Genomic DNA, 18,824 nt, shown 5'->3' with positions numbered 1-18,824 from the left:
TAATTATGGCACTTTTTATGATAAAACCGCTCCAAGATAGAGCGGTTTTATTTTGATCACGAAGGACTAAGCTGAAGCCATGAGACTGGCATTGCCCCCGGCGGCGGTCGTATTATAGCTTTGGCTGATTTCATGATACAGCCTTGACATATCAAGCCCTGAAGTGGCGTCAATGATACGGCGAATCGAGCCATCCAAATCGGCAAAGCGAAGCCGCTCATCTGCTGGCATGTCTGATAACGCCACAATAATATCATTCATATCAGCCGCTGGCTGTTCAACGACTTGTAGAATACCCTCAAGGTCAGCGGCATAATCCGCCAATGCGTGAGAAGGACAGACTTGGGCGATGACACCATTTAGCGCCAATACTGCCAAAGCGACCAAGCTGTCAGCTAAGTTGCCGCCATAAATGGCAACCGATTGTGGCGCGCGCCAGCTTAGGGTATTGGCTTCGCCGGTCGGTCCTGGCAAAACAGCCACAGCTTCATTCAAAGATGAATTGATGGCTTGTTGTACAATGGCATCAAACGTCGCCTGTTCAGCATTTGACACTAAGAGCTTGCGCGCCAGATGCTGCACTTTGCCCAGTCCTGCATGGTCGATGATTGCTGGCGTGTCAATAACCGGTTTTTGCCAGTTTGTCAGCTTGCTTAGACGCTGAAGATAAAACGGACCGCCTGCCTTAGGACCTGTTCCACTCATGGCATGACCCCCAAAGGGCTGCACGCCCACCACAGCACCAACGATATTTCGGTTGATATACACATTACCCGCTTCTATACGATCGGTAATTTGTTCAATCGTGGCATCAATGCGGCTATGAATCCCATGCGTTAGTGCATAGCCTTTTTTATTGATACTATCAATCAAATCATTGAGCTCATGCGCGCCAAAGCGCACGACGTGTAGAACAGGACCGAAAACCTCTTTTTTGAGCTGCGATAAGTCATTAAGCTCAAACAAAATCGGTGCAACAAAGGTCGATGGTGCCTGCGATCGGATGGCAACTTCATGATAAGGCGCGATTTGTTTGAGTGTGTTGATATGCTCAAGCAAGTTCTTTTGGGCTTCTTCATCGATCACAGGACCGACATCGGTCGCCAGCGAAGCAGGGTCATTGACGATTAACTCATCCATTGCGCCTTTGATCATCTCAATCACATGATCGGCGATGTCTTCTTGGATACATAAAATTCTCAGTGCAGAGCAGCGCTGACCTGCCGAATCAAACGCTGAAGCTAGCACATCGGCACAGACTTGCTCGGGTAGGGCGGTGCTATCGACAATCATGGCATTCATGCCACCCGTTTCGGCGATCAGCACAGGTTTGTCATCGCGTGCCGCCAAAAGCTTATTGATGCGCTTTGCCACATCGGTTGAGCCAGTGAAAATCACCCCATTGATTCGCTCATCTGCTGTCAAAGCTGCGCCCACATCACCCGCGCCCAAGACAAGCTGCAATACTTCTTTGGGAGCGCCTGCCTCGTGGAGCCAAGATACCGCCAAATGTGCGATTAAACTGGTTTGTTCGGCAGGCTTAGCCACGACAGTGTTACCCGTCACCAAAGCAGAGACGACCTCACCAACGAAAATTGCCAAAGGAAAATTCCATGGGCTGATCGCAGCCACTGTGCCAATGGGACTTGTTAGATTCAGGGTTTCGGCTTCATCGGCATAATAGCGACAAAAATCAGCAGCTTCGCGCACTTCGGCGATGGCATTTAATAAAGTCTTGCCTGCCTCACGGACAGCCACCATCATCAAAAGCGCCATGCGTGCAGGCTCTTCCATCAAATCGGCAAATCGCCGCAGTATCGCCGCTCGCTCAGCTGCACTCACTGCTTGCCATCCTGATTGTGCACGCACTGCCACATCGATCACACTGGGGATGCTATTTGGATCAATAAAAGAGACTTGACCGACCACATCGCGATGATCGCTGGGATTTAGGACTTGGTGGGGCGGCTTGTGACTGACTGTGGTCGCCGTTATTGAGTGCACATCAAATGCAATGGCAGTCGCCGATTGCATCGCATCTTGGAGTCTGGCAAGTACATGTTCATTGGTCAAATCCAAACCAAGGGAGTTTTGGCGCTCGCCATAAATATGTCTTGGTAGCGGCGTCAGTGGATTTTGGGAGATGCCATTGGCTTTTACAATATCAATGGGAGATTCGATCAGTTCATCAATACTGACATTTTCATCGACAATGCGATTGACAAAGGACGAGTTGGCACCATTTTCTAGCAAGCGACGCACCAAATAAGCCAACAAAGTCTTATGCGTGCCGACAGGCGCATAAATACGCACTCGCCGACCTAAGTTCTTTTCGCCAACAACTTGATCATACAGCGTCTCTCCCATGCCGTGTAAGCACTGAAATTCGTACTCTTTGTCTTTACCCATCTCATAGATGGTAGCAAGACTTTGGGCGTTATGCGTGGCAAATTGTGGGTAAATCACATCTTGGGCTGCCAGTAGTTTTTGTGCGCACGCCAGATAAGACACATCAGTGTGCACTTTACGCGTGTAGACAGGGTAGCCGCTCAAGCCATCGACTTGCGCCCACTTGATCTCGCTGTCCCAATAAGCGCCTTTGACCAAACGAATCATCAGTTTTTGGTTGTGGCGCCGCGCCAAATCAACCAAATAGTCGATCACATAGGGGCAGCGTTTTTGATAAGCTTGCACCACAAAGCCGATGCCATGAAAGCCTGCCAAATCAGGATCACTGACCAGTTTTTCCATCAAATCCAGCGACAGCTCAAGGCGGTTGGCTTCCTCAGCATCAATATTTAGACCGATATTATACTGTTTGGCAAGCACAAAAAGTGCTTTTAGGCGTGGTAGAAGTTCATTCATCACGCGTTCATGCTGAGCACGAAAATAACGCGGATGAATGGCGGACAACTTAACAGAGATGCCATTGCCTTCATAGACGCCGCATCCAGCGGCATCTTTACCGATCGCATGAATGGCGGTGACATAATCTTGATAATAGCGGTCAGCATCTTCCGTGGTCATCGCCGCTTCACCCAGCATATCAAAGCTGAAGCGATAGCCCATTTTTTCGCGCTCTTTGCCATTAGCGAGTGCTTCATCAATGGTCTGTCCAGTGACAAATTGTTTGCCCAAGATTTTCATGGCATGATTGACACCAGTACGAATGAATGGCGCGCCGCCTTTTTGGAGTACTCGCGTCAATGCTGAACTTAAGCCTTTTTCGTTGGTTGGCTGAGTCAGCTTGCCTGTCAAGACCAAGCCCCACGCCGCCGCATTAACAAACATGGAGGGGCTGTGACCAACATGGCTTTTCCAGTCACCATCAGCCAACTTATCTTGGATCAGCCGATCGCGCGTGGCGGTATCAGGAATGCGCAGTAGCGCCTCAGCCAAGCACATCAATGCCACACCCTCTTCACTGGATAATGAAAACTCGTGCATGAGCGCATCCACGCCAGAAGACTTGCTGCGATCGGCGCGAACTTGGGTAATCAGACGGTGAGCAAGGGTGCTGATTCTTGCTTTTTCTTCGTCATTGAAATTTAGAGTTTCTAATAAATTTGTTACGGCAGTGACTTCATCCAGTCGGTAGGCACTGGTGATGGCGTCGCGTAATTGGGATTGTGGCTGAGTAAAATTAAACATAGAACAACTCGTCAGGAAAGTAGCACAAATAAAACATAAATCCAATATACAAATGTTAATTATATATCACAAAAATATATAAACCAAGTTTATTTTAAAGTGTTTTAAGGGCAATTTATGAAATTTTATGATAATAAAATAACGCTCATTTCTGAATGCTCATCAATTAATCCCTTTTATGAATCTATCTCAATAAATTCATATTAATTTGCAACATATAATGCCTATGTCCGAAGTTTAGACATTCTGATGATGAATGGGTGCTTGGTTTATGCTATTTTGTTGCTGATATGTAATCTTGTGCTATATAATGGCTGGCTAATGGACGATGGGGGCAAAAATTCATGAAAATCATGGGGGAGGTCATCCCAACTTGGGTGCTCATAGGTGCTGTGATTTTGGCATTTTGTGCAGGTATCTTAAATACCACTGCCTTGATGGGCATCACTCATATCTCAGCATCGCATGTGACAGGCAATGTCAGCTTATTTGTGGTTTCGATGCTTGCAGGCGATTGGTCAAATTTTAAGTTATTGTTAATATCCATCGCGTCATTTTGGCTAGGCTCGGTATTAAGTGGCGCCATCATCGGCTCAAGCGAACTGAACATCCGCCGAAATTATGGCTATGCCATGCTCTTAGAAGTGCTGATGCTGTGCTTGAGTCTGTGGATGTATTTGTCAGAGCATCATTTTTTTGGGCAAATGCTCATCGCCATGGCGTGCGGACTTCAAAATTCAATGGTCGCCACTTATCATGGTACAGTCATTCGTACGACTCATTTGACCGGCATTACTTCAGATTTGGGTTCGGCGGTAGGGAATTGGCTGATTGGTCGGCGTGTGAGCTTGCGCAAAATCATTTTGCACAGCTCGCTATGGTGGGCGTTTTTTATCGGCAGTGCTGTGGCGGTAATTTTATATATGCATATCGGGTACTTATCGATGATTTTGCCAATTATCATCATTTTAATCGCTGCATTATTTTATAATCAAATGGGCAGGCTCTATACCCAAATGTCGCGGCTCACGCGCCTAAAACTGATCCAAAATCAGCGAAGAAAACGCCGCTCAAAGTCTCATCGCTCCAACATATCCACCTAAAACATGCCAAAACGCTTGGCATGTTTTATGGGTTTGGGTTATTTAGCCAAATTTGGCTTGGTTTTACCGACGGTAATAATGATAAATTCATCAGGCTTGATGCGCTGTCTTAAGACGGCATTGACACTATCAATGGTGGCACTATCAAGCCGCTCTAAGCGAGTGTGGATATGGTCTTTTGGGTATTCTGAGACGACCAAAGAGCTGACTGTGCTATGGATACTGGCGTTACTTGAAAAAAGATTGGCAAAGCCATTTTTATTGCCTAAGCGCACCAATTCAAGCTCTTCATGTGTGACACCATCTGCCAAAGATTGGGTGATGATCTGTAGCGTATCTTTGATCGCGTCGGTAGCTTTATCGCCATCCGTTGAAAATTTAACCATATAACTGCCACCTGCTTTTAGCCGCTCCATGCTGCCATAAATGCCATAGGTGTAGCCTTTTTGTTCGCGGATGGTTTTCATCAATCGGGCATTAAAATCACCACCTGCCAAAATTTCATTACCCAATGCAAAATCGCTGAATGCTTGACGGCTTAATGCATCATTTTGCTCTTTATCGGCGATGTGTCCGATGATGATTTGGGTTTGGCTGCTGTCATGCGGGATATGGATGTGCTTGGCTTGAGCTGGCTTGACGACAGCCAAGGCATCTTTATAAGATTTGCCTGCTGGCAGCTGACTGGTCAAGCGATTAGCAAATGTCTTGGCAGATTCAATATCCATATCTCCAGTGATGATCACGGTTGCATTATTGGCATTAATAAAAGTGCGCCAAAAACTGATCAGATCGTTACGCGACATTACATCTAAAGTTTTTTCATCACCTGTCACAGCGCTGGCATAAGGATGATCACCATAGACGGCTTGATGATAAGCCAAACCAGCGACATAAGCAGGGTTTTGTTTTTGCTGCTTTAGGCTGACCATCAGACGCTGTTTGTTACGCTCCAAAACTTTATCATCAAAGGCAGGATTTGCCAGCGCATCCACCATTAGATCTGCTGCTTGCGTTATGATTGAGGGATCGGACAAACTTCTGAGCGATAAAGACAAGCCATCTTTACTGGCATTGCTCGAAAGATTCACGCCAAGCTGCTCTTTGGCGGCTATAAATTCATCTTCAGGCAGTGTTTGGGTACCTTGGGTGAGCATGGTTGCCACCATATTGGCGGTGCCCGCTTTGTCATCATAAGCAGACCCAGCAAAAAAATGCAAATCCACATCCACAATAGGCAGCTCATGCAGCGGCGTAAAAGCCACTGTCACGCCGTTGTCTGTTTGGAAATAGTGAGTTTTTGGGATATGGACACTTAAGTCGCCCAGCTGATTGATACTATCAATGATACTATCATCAGCAAGCCTAAGCTCGCTGCTGGTGGGTGTGTGATCATGCGCCATATTCGCCTGAACGCTGGGGCTGAAAATAACTAAAGTACTGCTGATGGCTGCTGCCAAGCTATGTTTTCTAAGTGCTTTCATGATTTCACCGCTTTATTGTTGAGTGTGATTGGGTAAAACGTACACTGTGGTTAAATTATCCTTTGTGATATATTTTTTGCCGACAGCTTGAATGTCTGATTTACTGATTTTATCAAGTGCTTGCGGCAGGGTGTTTAGCGTCTCTAGCGGCAATCCAAGCGTAGATAATAATCCTAAGCTGATGGCTTGATTGGCGATACTGTCATTGGTAAAGACCAAGGACGACAACAAGCCTGCACGGCTGCGAGACAGCTCATCATCAGTGATTTGACCTTCGGTGATGGCATTTAGCTCTGCCAAAATGGCGGCTTCAGCGTCCTGCAGGCTCACCCCATCGCGCGGCGTTGCGATGATGGTAAACAAACCATCGCCTTTTGAGAGCATGTCATAATGAATAGAGACGCTGCTGAGCACCTGAAGGTTGCGAATCAGTTGACGCTCAAACCGTGCCGATAAGCCGCCATCAGCAAGATCGCTTAATAATGATAGCGCATGGGCTTCACTGGTGGATTGGCTGTTTTGGCTGCCAAGCGTTGGCACATTAAAGCCCATGATCAGGCTTGGTACTTGCACATTTTGATGGCTTTGGGCTTGGGTGTAGCCTCGGTGGCTAGGCTGATTTAAATTGGCTCGCTTGGGCAATGAAGATGGCGTTAGATCCTTAAAATATTTTTCGATCCAAGGCATGGCAACATCAGGGGTGATGTCTCCGACAAGCACAAGCGTGGCATTATTTGGGCGATACCATTTACCATACCAGTTTTGTAAATCTTGCAAATCAATCCCTTCGATATCTGCCATACTGCCAATGACTGGACGACCCATTGGCGAGTCAGGCATAGCGATCGCCAAAAATTCTTCATAGGCTTTGGCGATTGGGTTATCATCAGTGCGCAGACGGCGCTCTTCTTTGATGACTTGTTTTTCGGTGGCGACTTCATCGGCGGTCAAGATCAGATGATTCATGCGATTGGCTTCAATCTGCAGTGCCAGTGGAAATTGATTGGCAGGCAAACTTTCATAGTAAGCTGTGAACTCATCACTGGTGAATGCGTTGGTCTGACCACCAAAATGACTGATCAGCCTTTGATAATCATCATGGCTAATCCCTTTGGCATCTTTAAACATCATATGCTCAAGAAAATGCGAAATGCCGCCTTTGCCCACAGGCTCATCACTTGAACCCACATCATACCAAATCTGCGTCATCACGATCGGCGCGCGACTGTCTTGCTTGATGATGACTTTAAGCCCATTATCTAAGGTGTGGGTATAAATATCGTGTTGTTTTGCTTGGGTGCTTGTGGGTTTTGTGGTTGAGGCAGCGTCTTGGGTGGGGGTAAGACTTTGACAGGCAGATAAGCCGACTGCCGCACTGATCGCAAAAGCCAATGGAATAAGTTTCATGGGTTGTCCTTACTGTGTTTTATAATGTGGTTGTACCGCCAATCATGACTGATGCCGTCGGCGAAACACTGGCGCAGCCGACGACTACCAAGGCAAATATCATAAGTAAGCTGCTTTTTAATATATTCATAAATTACTCCAGCCAAAATAATTAGTAAAATAATCTGACCATTATAATGATAATCATCATCAAAAACACATCTTCCAAGCCAAATGTCGCAGATTAGATACATTGAGTAATAAATGCTTATCAAATGAAAATTTTGCCAAACAAAATCTGCTCAATCTCTGTCATGAATCTGTCATGTACCAGTCACTGATCTGTCATGCTTGCTTGCTAAGATATCGGCATTCACCAAGCCCGCTTACTATGGCAAGCCTAAGGAAATACAGATGAATAACCCACACGATTTTATCGAAGACTCAAACCCAACCAGCAACCCAAACTTTGCTGATATCCTAAATCAAACCGTGTCACGTCGCACCATTTTAAAAGGTGGCGCAGGCTTGACGGCTGCTGCCATGTTTGGCTCATTGCCTTTGATGGCGAGTGCAAATTCCACCACCGCACCAACCAAAACAAATTTGGCACGCCCAACAAAACTTCAATTCAAAGCCGTACCACATTATACAGGCAATGATATGAAAGTTGCCGAAGGCTACACGGCGCGTGCATTTTTGCATTTGGGCGAGCCGCTGATTGATGGCATCGAAGCGTTCCGTGACAACCGCGAACATTCGGGCGAATCATTTTTGTATCGCATGGGCGATAACCACGACGGTATGCATTTTTATGGCATGACCAACGGCAAATTTGATCCTAATCAATCAAATCGTGCTTTGTTGGCAATCAACCATGAATATACCAACGAAAATCTACACCCAATGGGTTTCTTTACACAGGAAGATAACAATGCCGCGCCGATTTATCGAAAAAAACGCCTTGCTATGGATGTGCGTCGCGATGCTAACGCTCATGGCGTGGCTGTGGTTGAGCTAAGAAAAACAGGCGATCGCTATGAAATGGTCAAAAACTCACCATTTAATAAGCGTTTTTCAAGTGCAACGACGGTAGATTTTGCAGGTGCAGCAGCAGGCAGTAAAATGCTTGTCACCAAATTTGACAAATCAGGCAAAAGCACTTGGGGCATCAATAACCAATGTGGTTCAGGCATGTCACCATGGGGCACTTATCTAACCACCGAAGAAAACTTTTTAAATGTCTTTGCACGCGGTGAAGACAAAGCCAAAATCGGCACCCAAGCAGATATCGCACTGGCTCGCTATGGCTTAAAAGAAAACAGCACAGGCGGCGGCTATCTGTGGCACACCGCTGACGATAAAGAAGGCATTGTGACTGATGAATTCAGCCGCTGGGAAGCCACTGCCAAAGCCAATGACGCAAGCGCTGATTATCGTCATGGGTTTAATGGCTTTGGATACATCGTTGAAATTGATCCATTTGATCCAAAAGCTCGCGCAGTAAAGCGCACAAGCTTGGGGCGCTTTGCTCATGAAAACTGTGCTTTTGTACCGCCTGTCGCTGGCAAGCCTGTGGTCTTTTATATGGGTGATGACGCGCGCGGTGAGTACATTTATAAATTTGTCTCTAAAGCCAAATGGTCACCAAGCGATGTGGGCAAAGGCTTAAAGGCAGGCGATAAATACATGAATGATGGCACGCTGTATGTTGCCGTGTTTAATGCAGATGGTACAGGTGAATGGCGTGAGCTGTCTTATGGTAAAGTCAATCATAAAGATTATCAGTTCAAAGACCAAGCCGATGTCGTCATCAATGCTCGCTTGGCAGCCGACAGCGTAGGCGCAACCAAGATGGACCGTCCTGAGTGGATCTCGGTCAGTCCGATCACAGGCGAAGTTTATGTGACTTTGACAAACAACTCAAAGCGTACAGTTGAAGCTACCGATGCCGCCAACCCAAGAAGCTATAACAACAAAGGCAACCAACATGGTCATATCGTTCGCTGGCGTGAGCGTGGTGAGCACACCGCAACAGCGTTTGATTGGGATGTGTATTTGTTTGCTGCGCCAAATGATTTGACTGAGCAAAACTTATCCAACCTATCTGCTGAAAATGACTTGTCTTCTCCAGATGGCTTGTACTTTGATCCGCGTGGTGTCTTGTGGATTCAAACGGATGACAGCGCTTATACCAAGACCACTAACTGTATGTTACTTGCAGCGCTGCCTAGCCATGTGGGTGATGGTAAAATCATGACCACAACCACAGGACGCAATACGCCCGTGGGTGCGATGGCGACCAATGATACCCTAAAAAGATTCTTTGTGGGTCCAAAAGGCTGTGAGGTCACAGGCATCACCATGACACCTGACTTTAAAACCTTATTCATCAATATCCAGCATCCTGGCGAAGACAGCCCTGATGTGACTTGGGGTGCGGTTCCAGGTGGACGCGTACCACGCTCAGCGACAGTCATGATTACCAAAAATGATGGCGGCGTGATCTTAGGCGAATCATTACAAAACATGGTTTAATATCAGCTAATACCACCGATCCCCAAGCATGTTATGACAGGCTTGGGGATTTTTGTGTAATGAATTTTGGGTAAATTTGTGTTACAATCACACTCAATGACATAATCATAAAATCGTAAGGCAGGATATGAGCGAAAACGAAAAAGGCGGCTGGTTTTCCCGCATGAAAGCTGGACTATCAAAGTCAAGCAAAAACTTATCAGAAGGGCTGGTTAATGTCTTGGTCGGCGGCAAAGAGATTGATGATGAGCTGCTTGAAGAAGTTGAAGATCAGCTACTGGTTGCTGATATCGGTGTCAATGCCACCAACCGCATTATCAAAAATCTGACCGAGCAGACCGCGCGCGGCGATTTGATTTATTCGCATTCTTTGTATAAGGCGCTCAAAACTGAGCTGACCGATATTTTGACGCCCAAAGTTGAGCCTTTGGTCATTGACACCACCAAAAAACCTTTCGTCATCTTGATGGTGGGTGTCAATGGCGTTGGTAAGACTACCACGATCGGCAAGCTTGCCAAGCGCCTACAAGCCGAAGGTAAATCAGTGATGCTTGCTGCTGGCGACACCTTTCGGGCAGCAGCAACCGAGCAGCTACAAATCTGGGGCGAGCGAAATGGCATCCCTGTCGTCGCTCAAGGACATGGGTCAGATAGTGCTTCGGTAATTTTTGATGCCATGCAGTCTGCTAAGGCAAAGGGCATAGACGTGCTCATCGCTGATACAGCAGGGCGCCTACAAAATAAAACCTATCTTATGAATGAGCTTGAAAAAGTCGTCCGTGTGATGAAAAAAGGCGACGAGACAGCTCCGCACGAGACAATGATCGTGCTAGATGCAGGCACAGGTCAAAACGCCATTAATCAAGTGCAGGTATTTTCAGAGGCGGTGAATTTGACAGGTATCAGTGTCACCAAGCTTGATGGCACTGCCAAAGGCGGCGTGGTATTTAATATTGCCCAAAACACCGACATTCCCATCCGTTTTATCGGCGTTGGGGAAGGTATTGATGATCTACAGCCCTTTAAGCCAAAAGATTTTGTCGATGCGCTTTTGGAAAAAGAGGAATGATGAGCGAGGCGGTCAGCACAGAGTATCATCCGCCAAGTTTTTTGGCCAAGCTGCCGACCATGCGCTTAACTGCCAGTAACGGCAAGCTTGTTTTGCTTGACTGGCAAGAGGTCAAAACCCAAAAGCTGCTGACCAAAGCCAATCAGCGCGCGGTGCTGATCAACTCATCTAAATTGGACCGCAGTCAGCCCAATCAGGCAATTCTTTTGCAGACGATTCGTCAGCTTAATGAATACTTTGATGGCACGCGCAAGGACTTTAGCATACCGCTTGATATTTCTTATGGCACCCAATTTCAGCAGCAGGTTTGGGCAACGCTTTTGACCATTGATTATGGTCAAACCATCAGCTATGCCGAGCTTGCCGCACGCATTGGCAAGCCCAAAGCCTATCGTGCCTGCGCCAACGCCAATGGCAAAAATCCCTTGAGTTTACTCATTCCTTGCCACCGAGTGGTCGCCTCTGATGGCAGTTTGGGCGGCTACACTGGCGGCATCGCCATTAAAAAAGCACTGTTGGATCTTGAAAGGGCGCATCGCTTGCGCTAACTTAGTCGCATTTGTGTATATAAGCCAAAATAAAAACACCCACTGATTTTGATTATTTATGCTATAATTGGATGATTTCATTTCACATTTGATGGTTGAAGGGGGTGTTTATGCCTTATGCGCTGCTGCGTCCGTTGTTATTTAGTATGGATCCTGAGCAAGCACACGAAAAGACACTTGAGATGCTTGAATCCGCCAATAAAGCGCATCTTTTGGGTTTTGTGTATGCCAAGCAGGCGCTGCCTACCGAGTGCATGGGCATCTCTTTATTAAATCCTGTGGGTCTGGCGGCAGGTTTGGATAAAAATGGCGAATACATCGACGCCTTAAGCGAGCTAGGATTTGGGTTTTTGGAAATTGGCACCGTTACCCCAAGACCTCAATCAGGCAACGACAAACCTCGTCTATTCCGCATCAAAGAAGCGCACGGCATCATCAATCGAATGGGATTTAACAATCATGGCGTGGACGCGATGATTGATAATATTGAACGGGCAAAGTATCAAGGCGTGCTTGGAATTAATATCGGCAAAAATGCCACCACCCCTGTTGAAAATGCGCTTGACGATTATATCTATTGTCTTGAGCGTGTGTATCCATACGCCAGTTATATCACCATTAATATCTCAAGCCCGAATACCAAAAATTTGCGGGACTTACAAAGCGGTAATGCGCTATCACAGCTGCTTGATGGCATCAAAAACTGCCAACTGCGCCTCGCCAATGACTATGGATTTTATGTGCCATTAGCATTGAAGATTGCGCCTGATTTGGATTTAAGCCAAATTGATGAAATCTCTTGTACTGTGCTTGATTTTGAGATTGATGGTTTGATTGCAACAAATACCACCTTATCACGCACAGGCGTTGAGGGCTTTCGTCATGGAGAAGAAGCAGGCGGATTGTCTGGTCGCCCTGTAAACCATCAAAGTACACTGATTTTGTCTCAATTTGCAGATCGTATCGCTGATAAAGTCGATTTGATTGGCGTGGGTGGTATTGAGACAGGCGAGCTTGCTGTCAAAAAAATTCATGCAGGTGCCAAAGCGGTTCAGTTATATTCTGGGCTTATTTATAAAGGTCCTGGACTGGTGACAGACTGTGTGCAGGCGCTCTCAGGCGATCGCTACGGATAAGCCTATGAATTGGATTGATATCATTATCAGTATTGTTGTCCTTTTGGGTATTTGGCGTGGTTTTACTGCTGGTATCATAAAAAGTATGGCAATGCTTTTGTCGTGGCTCATTGCCTTGGTTGTCGCATCAAAGACGGCGAACAGCTTTTCTCATATTTTTGCCCCATTTGTCGATAATTCGGTTCTGCAAGTTGCCATGGCTTTTGTTGTCATCATGCTGATTACTGTTTTGCTTGTTGGCACAGCTGCCAACATATTGGCGCGCTCATTTAAGGCGCTAAAGCTGGGATTTTTGGATCGTATTGGTGGGGGTGTGTTTGGTGCTGCTACCGGCGTTTTGAAGGTTTTGGTTGTGCTAAGTATCATTTCTCCTGTATTGGCGCTGATGCCTGTGGCTCAGTCGTCTGTGCTTGTTCCAAGCTTATTACCGTATGCACCAGTGGCAAAAAATTTATTACATAAGGCATTTGACAGCACTTGGAATCAGCTAGAAAATCCCTATAAAGACCAACAATGATGATATAACTTAACATCAGCTTTCGATAATTATTAACTTATTGTTATCAATAATTTGGAGTAAATATGTGTGGTGTAATCGGCGTCATGGCGCATGAACCCGTCAATCAAATGTTGTATGATGGCTTAACCATGCTACAGCACCGCGGTCAAGACGCAGCAGGCATTGTCACCCTAAAAGACAATCGCTTCTATCTGCGTAAAGACAATGGTATGGTGCGCGATGTATTCTTGAATCAGCATATGGTGCGCTTGGTGGGTAACTGCGGCATCGGTCATGTGCGCTATCCGACAGCTGGCACTTCTAGCACCGCAGAAGCTCAGCCTTTATATGTCAACTCGCCTTATGGCATTACTTTGGCACATAATGGCAACTTGACCAATGCTGAAAAATTGGCTCGTGAGCTGTACGAAGAAGATCGCCGTCATCTAAATACTCAGTCGGATTCTGAAGTATTGCTAAATATTTTTGCGCATGAGCTCCAAAAATTCACCAAGCCCGCTTTGGCGTCTGGCGACATCTTTGAGGCGCTGACCAAGCTGTATAAACGCTGTGAAGGTGCCTTTGGTGTGGTGGCTTTGATTACGGGTCATGGTTTGGTGGCATTTCGCGATCCTAACGGCATTCGTCCCTTGATTTATGGACGCCGATTGACCGAAAAAGGCATAGAGTATATGGTGGCATCAGAGTCGGTGGCTTTGCAGGCATTGGGCTTTGAGGTAGTCAGAGACATTGCACCAGGCGAAGCGATTTTTATTGATCTAAATCACAGCCTCCATACACATCAGTGTGTGCCAGTCGAAGAAGGGCAATATACGCCTTGTATCTTTGAATACGTGTATTTTGCGCGTCCTGATTCGATCATTGATAATATTTCCGTTCACAAAGCGCGGATGCGTATGGGCGAAAAATTGGCAGATCAAATTTTGCGTGAGTGGGGTGAAGATCATGGTATTGATGTGGTGATTCCAATTCCTGATACATCAAGAAACTCAGCGCTTGAATTGGCGGTGCGTTTGAATGTCAAGTATCGCGAAGGTTTTAATAAAAATCGCTATATCGGTCGCACTTTTATCATGCCAGGTCAGCAGCAGCGCAAAAAAAGTGTACGCCAAAAACTAAACGCCGTACCGCTAGAATTTAAAAACAAAAACGTGCTTTTGGTGGATGACTCAATCGTGCGCGGCACCACGTGCTATGAGATCATTCAGATGGCGCGCGATGCGGGCGCCAAAAATGTCTTTTTTGCGTCAGCAGCGCCGCCGGTGATGTATCCGAATGTCTATGGTATTGATATGCCTGTGCGTAGCGAGCTGATCTCATCGGGTCGCAGTGTTGAGGAAGTGCGCGAGATTATCGGTGCAGATCGTTTGATTTTCCAAGACTTAGACGATTTGATTGAAGCGGTCAGCGACACCAAACACAGCCGAGTGGATGGCTTTGATTGTTCGGTTTTTGATGGTAAATACATTGCAGGTAATATTAATGAAGCCTATTTGACCGACCTTCAAAATAAACGAAATGATGCCGTCAAAGACAAAGGCGTGACCTTAGTTGATACGCCTGTTGATATGACAGGTGTCTCTGCGGTCTAGGGATTATAAAGATTAAAAAAGAGTAAAACAGCGTCAAAATTGATTTGGCGCTGTTTTTTTATTTGGCAAATGTCATTAAGCAGTTAAACTTATCCGTTATCATTTTATGATTAGCCACAAGCTGTAAAAATTTTGCTCATTTTATGTGATAATGATCGACTTTTTGCCTGATTCTTGCTAAAGTGATTTGGCATATGATTCATAGACATTGTTGGAAATACTTATGACAAAAAAACCCTTTCCTTGGTCAGCCCTACCTTTGACGATTTCGGCGCTGCTTTTGGCATCTTGTGCATCACAGCCCGCCCCCGATCGTGCGCCAATCAAAGTGGTGCAAGCCACGCCTCAGCCGACAACCAAGCCGCCTGTCGTCGTCCAAAAAGCGCCACCGGTCGTGGTTCAAACACCTACAGTGACTAAACCAAGTGCCGGCATTGAGTTTCAATATGGCAGCTTTGGTGAGTGGAAAAGTGACTTTATGCACCGCGCGGTATCTCAAGGTGTCAATCCCAATCTTTTAAATTCATTGATGGCGGGCGCAATGCTAAGTCAGCGCGTGATTGATTTGGATCGTAGCCAAGCTGAATTTACCAAAATGCCTTGGGAGTATGTCGAGTCAGCCGCCTCTTCAAATCGCATCCGTCAAGGTAAATCTAAATTAAATGAAAATCTCAGCATCTTGACCTCGGCTGAATCCATCTATGGTACACCAAAAGAGATCACTACTGCCATTTGGGGTATGGAATCATCATACGGTGCCGGTATGGGCAGTATGGATTTGGTGAGTGCGTTATCAAGTTTGGCTTATGATGGTCGCCGCCGTGAATTTGCTGAAAGTCAGCTGATTTCTATGGTTCGAATGATTGAACGTGGTGATGTGACAGCATCTCAGCTGCAGGGCTCATGGGCAGGTGGCATGGGACATACTCAGTTCATCCCGACCACATGGATGCAAGAGGGCGTCGATGGTAATGGTGATGGGCGCAAAGACCCTTGGAGCCGCCAAGATGCTTTAACGTCCACTGCAAGTTATCTGGCGAATGCTGGATGGGTGCGCGGCTTGCAGCCTTTTTATGAGGTACGGTTGCCTGCTGGGTTTGACTTCTCGCAGCTAAATACCAAGCGCAGTCTTGATGCTTGGAAGGCATCTGGATTGGTCAGTACAAGTGGCGAATATTTTGGCGGCGCACATGAAGCTGAACTGTGGCTGCCTGCAGGTCAATACGGACCAGCTTTATTGCTCACCAAAAATTTTGATGTCATTCGAGTGTATAATAACTCATCAAGCTATGCCTTGGGTGTGTCATTATTAGCCAAGCAAATCGCAGGCGGTTCTGGGTTAATTCAATCTTGGCCACGTCATGAGCAGCCATTGTCAAGAAGCCAAATTTTGACCCTTCAGCGTAACTTAACCACACAAGGCTTTGATACTCAAGGTATTGATGGTGTGGCGGGCAGTAATACGCGCCGTGCCTTTGCACGCTGGCAAGCTGCCAATGGTCAAGTGCCAGACGGCTTTATCAGTCAGCGCACCGCAGGTCATTTGATTTGGTAAGCTTATTTGTATCATTAGCCATTTTTGACTGAGGATAATTGCCCTTGCAAAACCCCATTATCACCCCCATGATAATGGGGTTTTTGTTGATTTAACTGTTTAAAGAAGAAAAAGAATCCATTATGCGACTGCCCGAAACTTCCAGAGCCGAACGCCAAACCAATCAGCTGGCTCGCGAGCTCCAAGAAAAAGCTCAGCTTACTGGCGTGAATGTGTCAGGAACTCAAATTTCAAGCCAAGCCTTTGACATGGTGACAGACTTTGAGCCATCAGGGGATCAGCCTGCGGCGATCTCCAAACTCGTCAAAGGGATTGAATCGGGTATGCGCGGGCAGCTTTTGTTAGGCGTCACAGGATCAGGTAAAACCTATACCATGGCAAAGGTGATCGCCGAGAGCGGGCGTCCTGCCATTATTATGGCGCATAATAAGACTTTGGCAGCTCAGCTGTATGGTGAATTTAAGGCATTTTTTCCACATAATGCGGTTGAATATTTTGTCAGTTATTATGATTATTATCAGCCCGAAGCCTATGTGCCTGCCAGCGATACTTTTATCGAAAAAGACAGCGCCATCAATGATCATATTGATCAGATGCGCCTATCGGCGACGCGTGCTTTGCTTGAGCGGCGTGATGCCATCATTGTGGCGTCTGTGTCAGCCATTTATGGTCTGGGCGACCCTGAAAGCTATCTAAAGATGCTACTTCATATCGTCGTCGGAGATCGGGTGCATCGAGATGCGATGATAAAAAGGCTTGTTGAGCTGCAATATGAGCGCAATGAGCTGGACTTTGGGCGCGGTACTTATCGCTTACGTGGGGAGACTTTGGATGTATATCCTGCCGAAAGTGAAAGCTTGGCGGTGCGCATTTCTATGTTTGATGATGAAGTGGAAAAAATCACTTGGTTTGATCCACTGACTGGTAAAAATATCAAATCCGTGCCACGCATCACCATTTATCCCAAATCACACTATGTCACCCCAAAAGAAAAGCTAGAAGCTGCCAGCGCCACGATCAAAGAAGAGCTTGCCCAAAGGCTAGAATATTTTCGTGCCAATGATAAACTTATCGAAGCGCAGCGAATCAAAGAGCGCACTCAATACGATCTTGAGATGATTCAGCAGCTCGGCTATTGTAATGGCATTGAAAACTATTCTCGCCATCTGTCTGGCAGACCTGCAGGTGAAGCGCCGCCGACATTGTTTGACTATATTCCATCGGATGCACTGCTGTTCATTGATGAAAGTCATGTCACTGTGCCACAAATCGGTGCGATGTATAAAGGTGATAAAAGCCGCAAAGAGACGCTGGTACAATATGGTTTTCGTCTGCCAAGCGCCATGGATAACAGACCCATGAAGTTTGAGGAATGGGAGCGTATCTCGCCTGCCACCATCTATGTGTCTGCCACGCCAGCCAATTATGAGCTTGAAAAATCCGAGCAAGTCGTCGAGCAGGTGGTACGCCCAACAGGCTTGGTCGATCCTGTGCTTGAGATTCGCCCTGTGCTGACTCAGGTGGATGATGTGCTGGGTGAGATTAACTTAAGAAAGCCTTTGGATGAGCGCGTACTGATCACGACGCTGACCAAGCGTATGGCAGAAGATTTGACCAGTTATCTCAAGGAATACGGCATCAAGGTGGCGTATTTACACTCAGACATCGATACCGTTGAGCGCATGAAAATCATTCATGAGCTGCGCACAGGCATTTATGATGTGCTGGTGGGGATCAACTTACTTCGTGAAGGTCTTGATATGCCTGAAGTGAGCCTTGTGGCGATTTTTGATGCCGACAAAGAAGGGTTTTTGCGTTCGGAGCGTTCACTGATACAGACCATCGGTAGGGCAGCGCGGCATGTGAATGGTAAAGCCATCTTATATGCCGATACCATCACGCCAAGTATGCAAAAAGCCATCGATGAGACCGAGCGACGACGCGCCAAGCAAATCGCCTTCAACGAAGCGCATGGCATCACGCCCAAGTCAGCGAGCCGCGCCATCACTGATAAAATTGATACAGGTGATGATGAAAATACCGAAGTGGTGCAGATTATTCTATCTGAAGCACTGGCAGACGTGGATGAAAATATTCTACATTCGCCAAAGCTGCTCGCCAAAGAAATTGCTCGCTTAGAAAAACAAATGCAGGCATTATCACGCGAGCTAAAATTTGAAGAAGCTGCAAAAGTGCGTGATACAGTCATTGCACTCAAAGAACTTTTGGTCAAATAAACTTA

The 18,824-nt window shown here is 46.4% G+C and carries 12 protein-coding genes; 9 read left to right on the top strand and 3 right to left on the bottom strand.

Annotated elements, in window-relative coordinates; translation table 11 throughout:
• Positions 1 to 66: 66 nt before the first annotated feature.
• A complete protein-coding gene (gene putA, locus U0021_RS00335; protein WP_114800521.1) occupies positions 67 to 3,651 on the bottom strand; it encodes a bifunctional proline dehydrogenase/L-glutamate gamma-semialdehyde dehydrogenase PutA in 3,585 nt (1,194 codons plus the stop codon).
• Between the two features lie 344 nt (positions 3,652 to 3,995).
• Between putA and U0021_RS00330 the strand changes: the two genes are divergently transcribed.
• Positions 3,996 to 4,754 (top strand): YoaK family protein, encoded by a 759-nt coding sequence (locus tag U0021_RS00330; protein ID WP_114800522.1) that lies wholly within the window; start codon positions 3,996 to 3,998, stop codon positions 4,752 to 4,754.
• A gap of 38 nt (positions 4,755 to 4,792) precedes the next feature.
• On the opposite strand, the gene U0021_RS00325 is transcribed toward U0021_RS00330, so the two are convergent.
• Positions 4,793 to 6,238: a M16 family metallopeptidase gene (locus U0021_RS00325; RefSeq protein WP_114800523.1), complete on the bottom strand. Its 1,446-nt coding sequence runs from the start codon at positions 6,236 to 6,238 to the stop codon at positions 4,793 to 4,795.
• 12 nt (positions 6,239 to 6,250) lie between these two features.
• Complete coding sequence (locus U0021_RS00320; protein WP_114800524.1) at positions 6,251 to 7,645, bottom strand: M16 family metallopeptidase; 1,395 nt, start codon at positions 7,643 to 7,645, stop codon at positions 6,251 to 6,253.
• Positions 7,646 to 8,038: 393 nt separating this feature from the next.
• Here U0021_RS00320 and U0021_RS00315 point away from each other — a divergent pair, with 393 nt between their 5' ends.
• From U0021_RS00315 to uvrB, 8 genes are all read left to right on the top strand, one after another.
• Positions 8,039 to 10,162 carry a PhoX family protein gene (locus tag U0021_RS00315; RefSeq protein ID WP_114800525.1) on the top strand — a complete coding sequence of 708 codons (2,124 nt, stop codon included), beginning with the start codon at positions 8,039 to 8,041 and terminating at the stop codon, positions 10,160 to 10,162.
• Positions 10,163 to 10,289: 127 nt separating this feature from the next.
• The gene (ftsY, locus tag U0021_RS00310) at positions 10,290 to 11,231 is read left to right on the top strand and encodes a signal recognition particle-docking protein FtsY (RefSeq protein ID WP_049236033.1); all 942 of its coding nucleotides are present in this window, start codon (positions 10,290 to 10,292) and stop codon (positions 11,229 to 11,231) included.
• Positions 11,231 to 11,779 (top strand): methylated-DNA--[protein]-cysteine S-methyltransferase, encoded by a 549-nt coding sequence (locus U0021_RS00305; protein WP_227538702.1) that lies wholly within the window; start codon positions 11,231 to 11,233, stop codon positions 11,777 to 11,779. Before ftsY ends, U0021_RS00305 begins: the two co-directional genes overlap by 1 nt.
• Positions 11,780 to 11,889: 110 nt before the next feature.
• Positions 11,890 to 12,915 (top strand): quinone-dependent dihydroorotate dehydrogenase, encoded by a 1,026-nt coding sequence (locus U0021_RS00300; protein WP_114800526.1) that lies wholly within the window; start codon positions 11,890 to 11,892, stop codon positions 12,913 to 12,915.
• Positions 12,916 to 12,919: 4 nt separating this feature from the next.
• On the top strand, positions 12,920 to 13,432 hold the full coding sequence (locus tag U0021_RS00295) for a CvpA family protein (RefSeq protein WP_114800527.1): 513 nt from the start codon (positions 12,920 to 12,922) through the stop codon (positions 13,430 to 13,432).
• A 65-nt stretch (positions 13,433 to 13,497) separates the two neighbouring features.
• Positions 13,498 to 15,027, top strand: a complete 1,530-nt coding sequence (purF, locus tag U0021_RS00290; RefSeq protein ID WP_114800528.1) for an amidophosphoribosyltransferase — start codon at positions 13,498 to 13,500, stop codon at positions 15,025 to 15,027.
• A gap of 223 nt (positions 15,028 to 15,250) precedes the next feature.
• Positions 15,251 to 16,582 (top strand): lytic murein transglycosylase, encoded by a 1,332-nt coding sequence (locus U0021_RS00285; protein WP_114800529.1) that lies wholly within the window; start codon positions 15,251 to 15,253, stop codon positions 16,580 to 16,582.
• Positions 16,583 to 16,830: 248 nt separating this feature from the next.
• Positions 16,831 to 18,819, top strand: coding sequence for an excinuclease ABC subunit UvrB (uvrB, locus tag U0021_RS00280; protein ID WP_205276540.1), 1,989 nt, complete (start codon positions 16,831 to 16,833; stop codon positions 18,817 to 18,819).
• The last annotated feature ends 5 nt before the right edge of the window (positions 18,820 to 18,824 follow it).

Origin of the sequence: Moraxella canis (assembly GCF_034424565.1) — a bacterium.
In the GTDB taxonomy this organism is placed as follows: Bacteria; Pseudomonadota; Gammaproteobacteria; order Pseudomonadales; family Moraxellaceae; genus Moraxella; species Moraxella canis.
Note: the sequence above shows the minus strand (reverse complement) of the source record. Positions and strands in the feature narration are given on the sequence as shown.

Excerpts from the sequence above, each read along its gene's own strand:
- putA (WP_114800521.1), bottom strand. The coding sequence starts at position 3,651 with ATGTTTAATTTTACTCAGCCACAATCCCAATTACGCGACGCCATCACC.
- U0021_RS00330 (WP_114800522.1), top strand. The coding sequence starts at position 3,996 with ATGAAAATCATGGGGGAGGTCATCCCAACTTGGGTGCTCATAGGTGCT.
- U0021_RS00325 (WP_114800523.1), bottom strand. The coding sequence starts at position 6,238 with ATGAAAGCACTTAGAAAACATAGCTTGGCAGCAGCCATCAGCAGTACT.
- U0021_RS00320 (WP_114800524.1), bottom strand. The coding sequence starts at position 7,645 with ATGAAACTTATTCCATTGGCTTTTGCGATCAGTGCGGCAGTCGGCTTA.
- U0021_RS00315 (WP_114800525.1), top strand. The coding sequence starts at position 8,039 with ATGAATAACCCACACGATTTTATCGAAGACTCAAACCCAACCAGCAAC.
- ftsY (WP_049236033.1), top strand. The coding sequence starts at position 10,290 with ATGAGCGAAAACGAAAAAGGCGGCTGGTTTTCCCGCATGAAAGCTGGA.
- U0021_RS00305 (WP_227538702.1), top strand. The coding sequence starts at position 11,231 with ATGAGCGAGGCGGTCAGCACAGAGTATCATCCGCCAAGTTTTTTGGCC.
- U0021_RS00300 (WP_114800526.1), top strand. The coding sequence starts at position 11,890 with ATGCCTTATGCGCTGCTGCGTCCGTTGTTATTTAGTATGGATCCTGAG.
- U0021_RS00295 (WP_114800527.1), top strand. The coding sequence starts at position 12,920 with ATGAATTGGATTGATATCATTATCAGTATTGTTGTCCTTTTGGGTATT.
- purF (WP_114800528.1), top strand. The coding sequence starts at position 13,498 with ATGTGTGGTGTAATCGGCGTCATGGCGCATGAACCCGTCAATCAAATG.
- U0021_RS00285 (WP_114800529.1), top strand. The coding sequence starts at position 15,251 with ATGACAAAAAAACCCTTTCCTTGGTCAGCCCTACCTTTGACGATTTCG.
- uvrB (WP_205276540.1), top strand. The coding sequence starts at position 16,831 with ATGGTGACAGACTTTGAGCCATCAGGGGATCAGCCTGCGGCGATCTCC.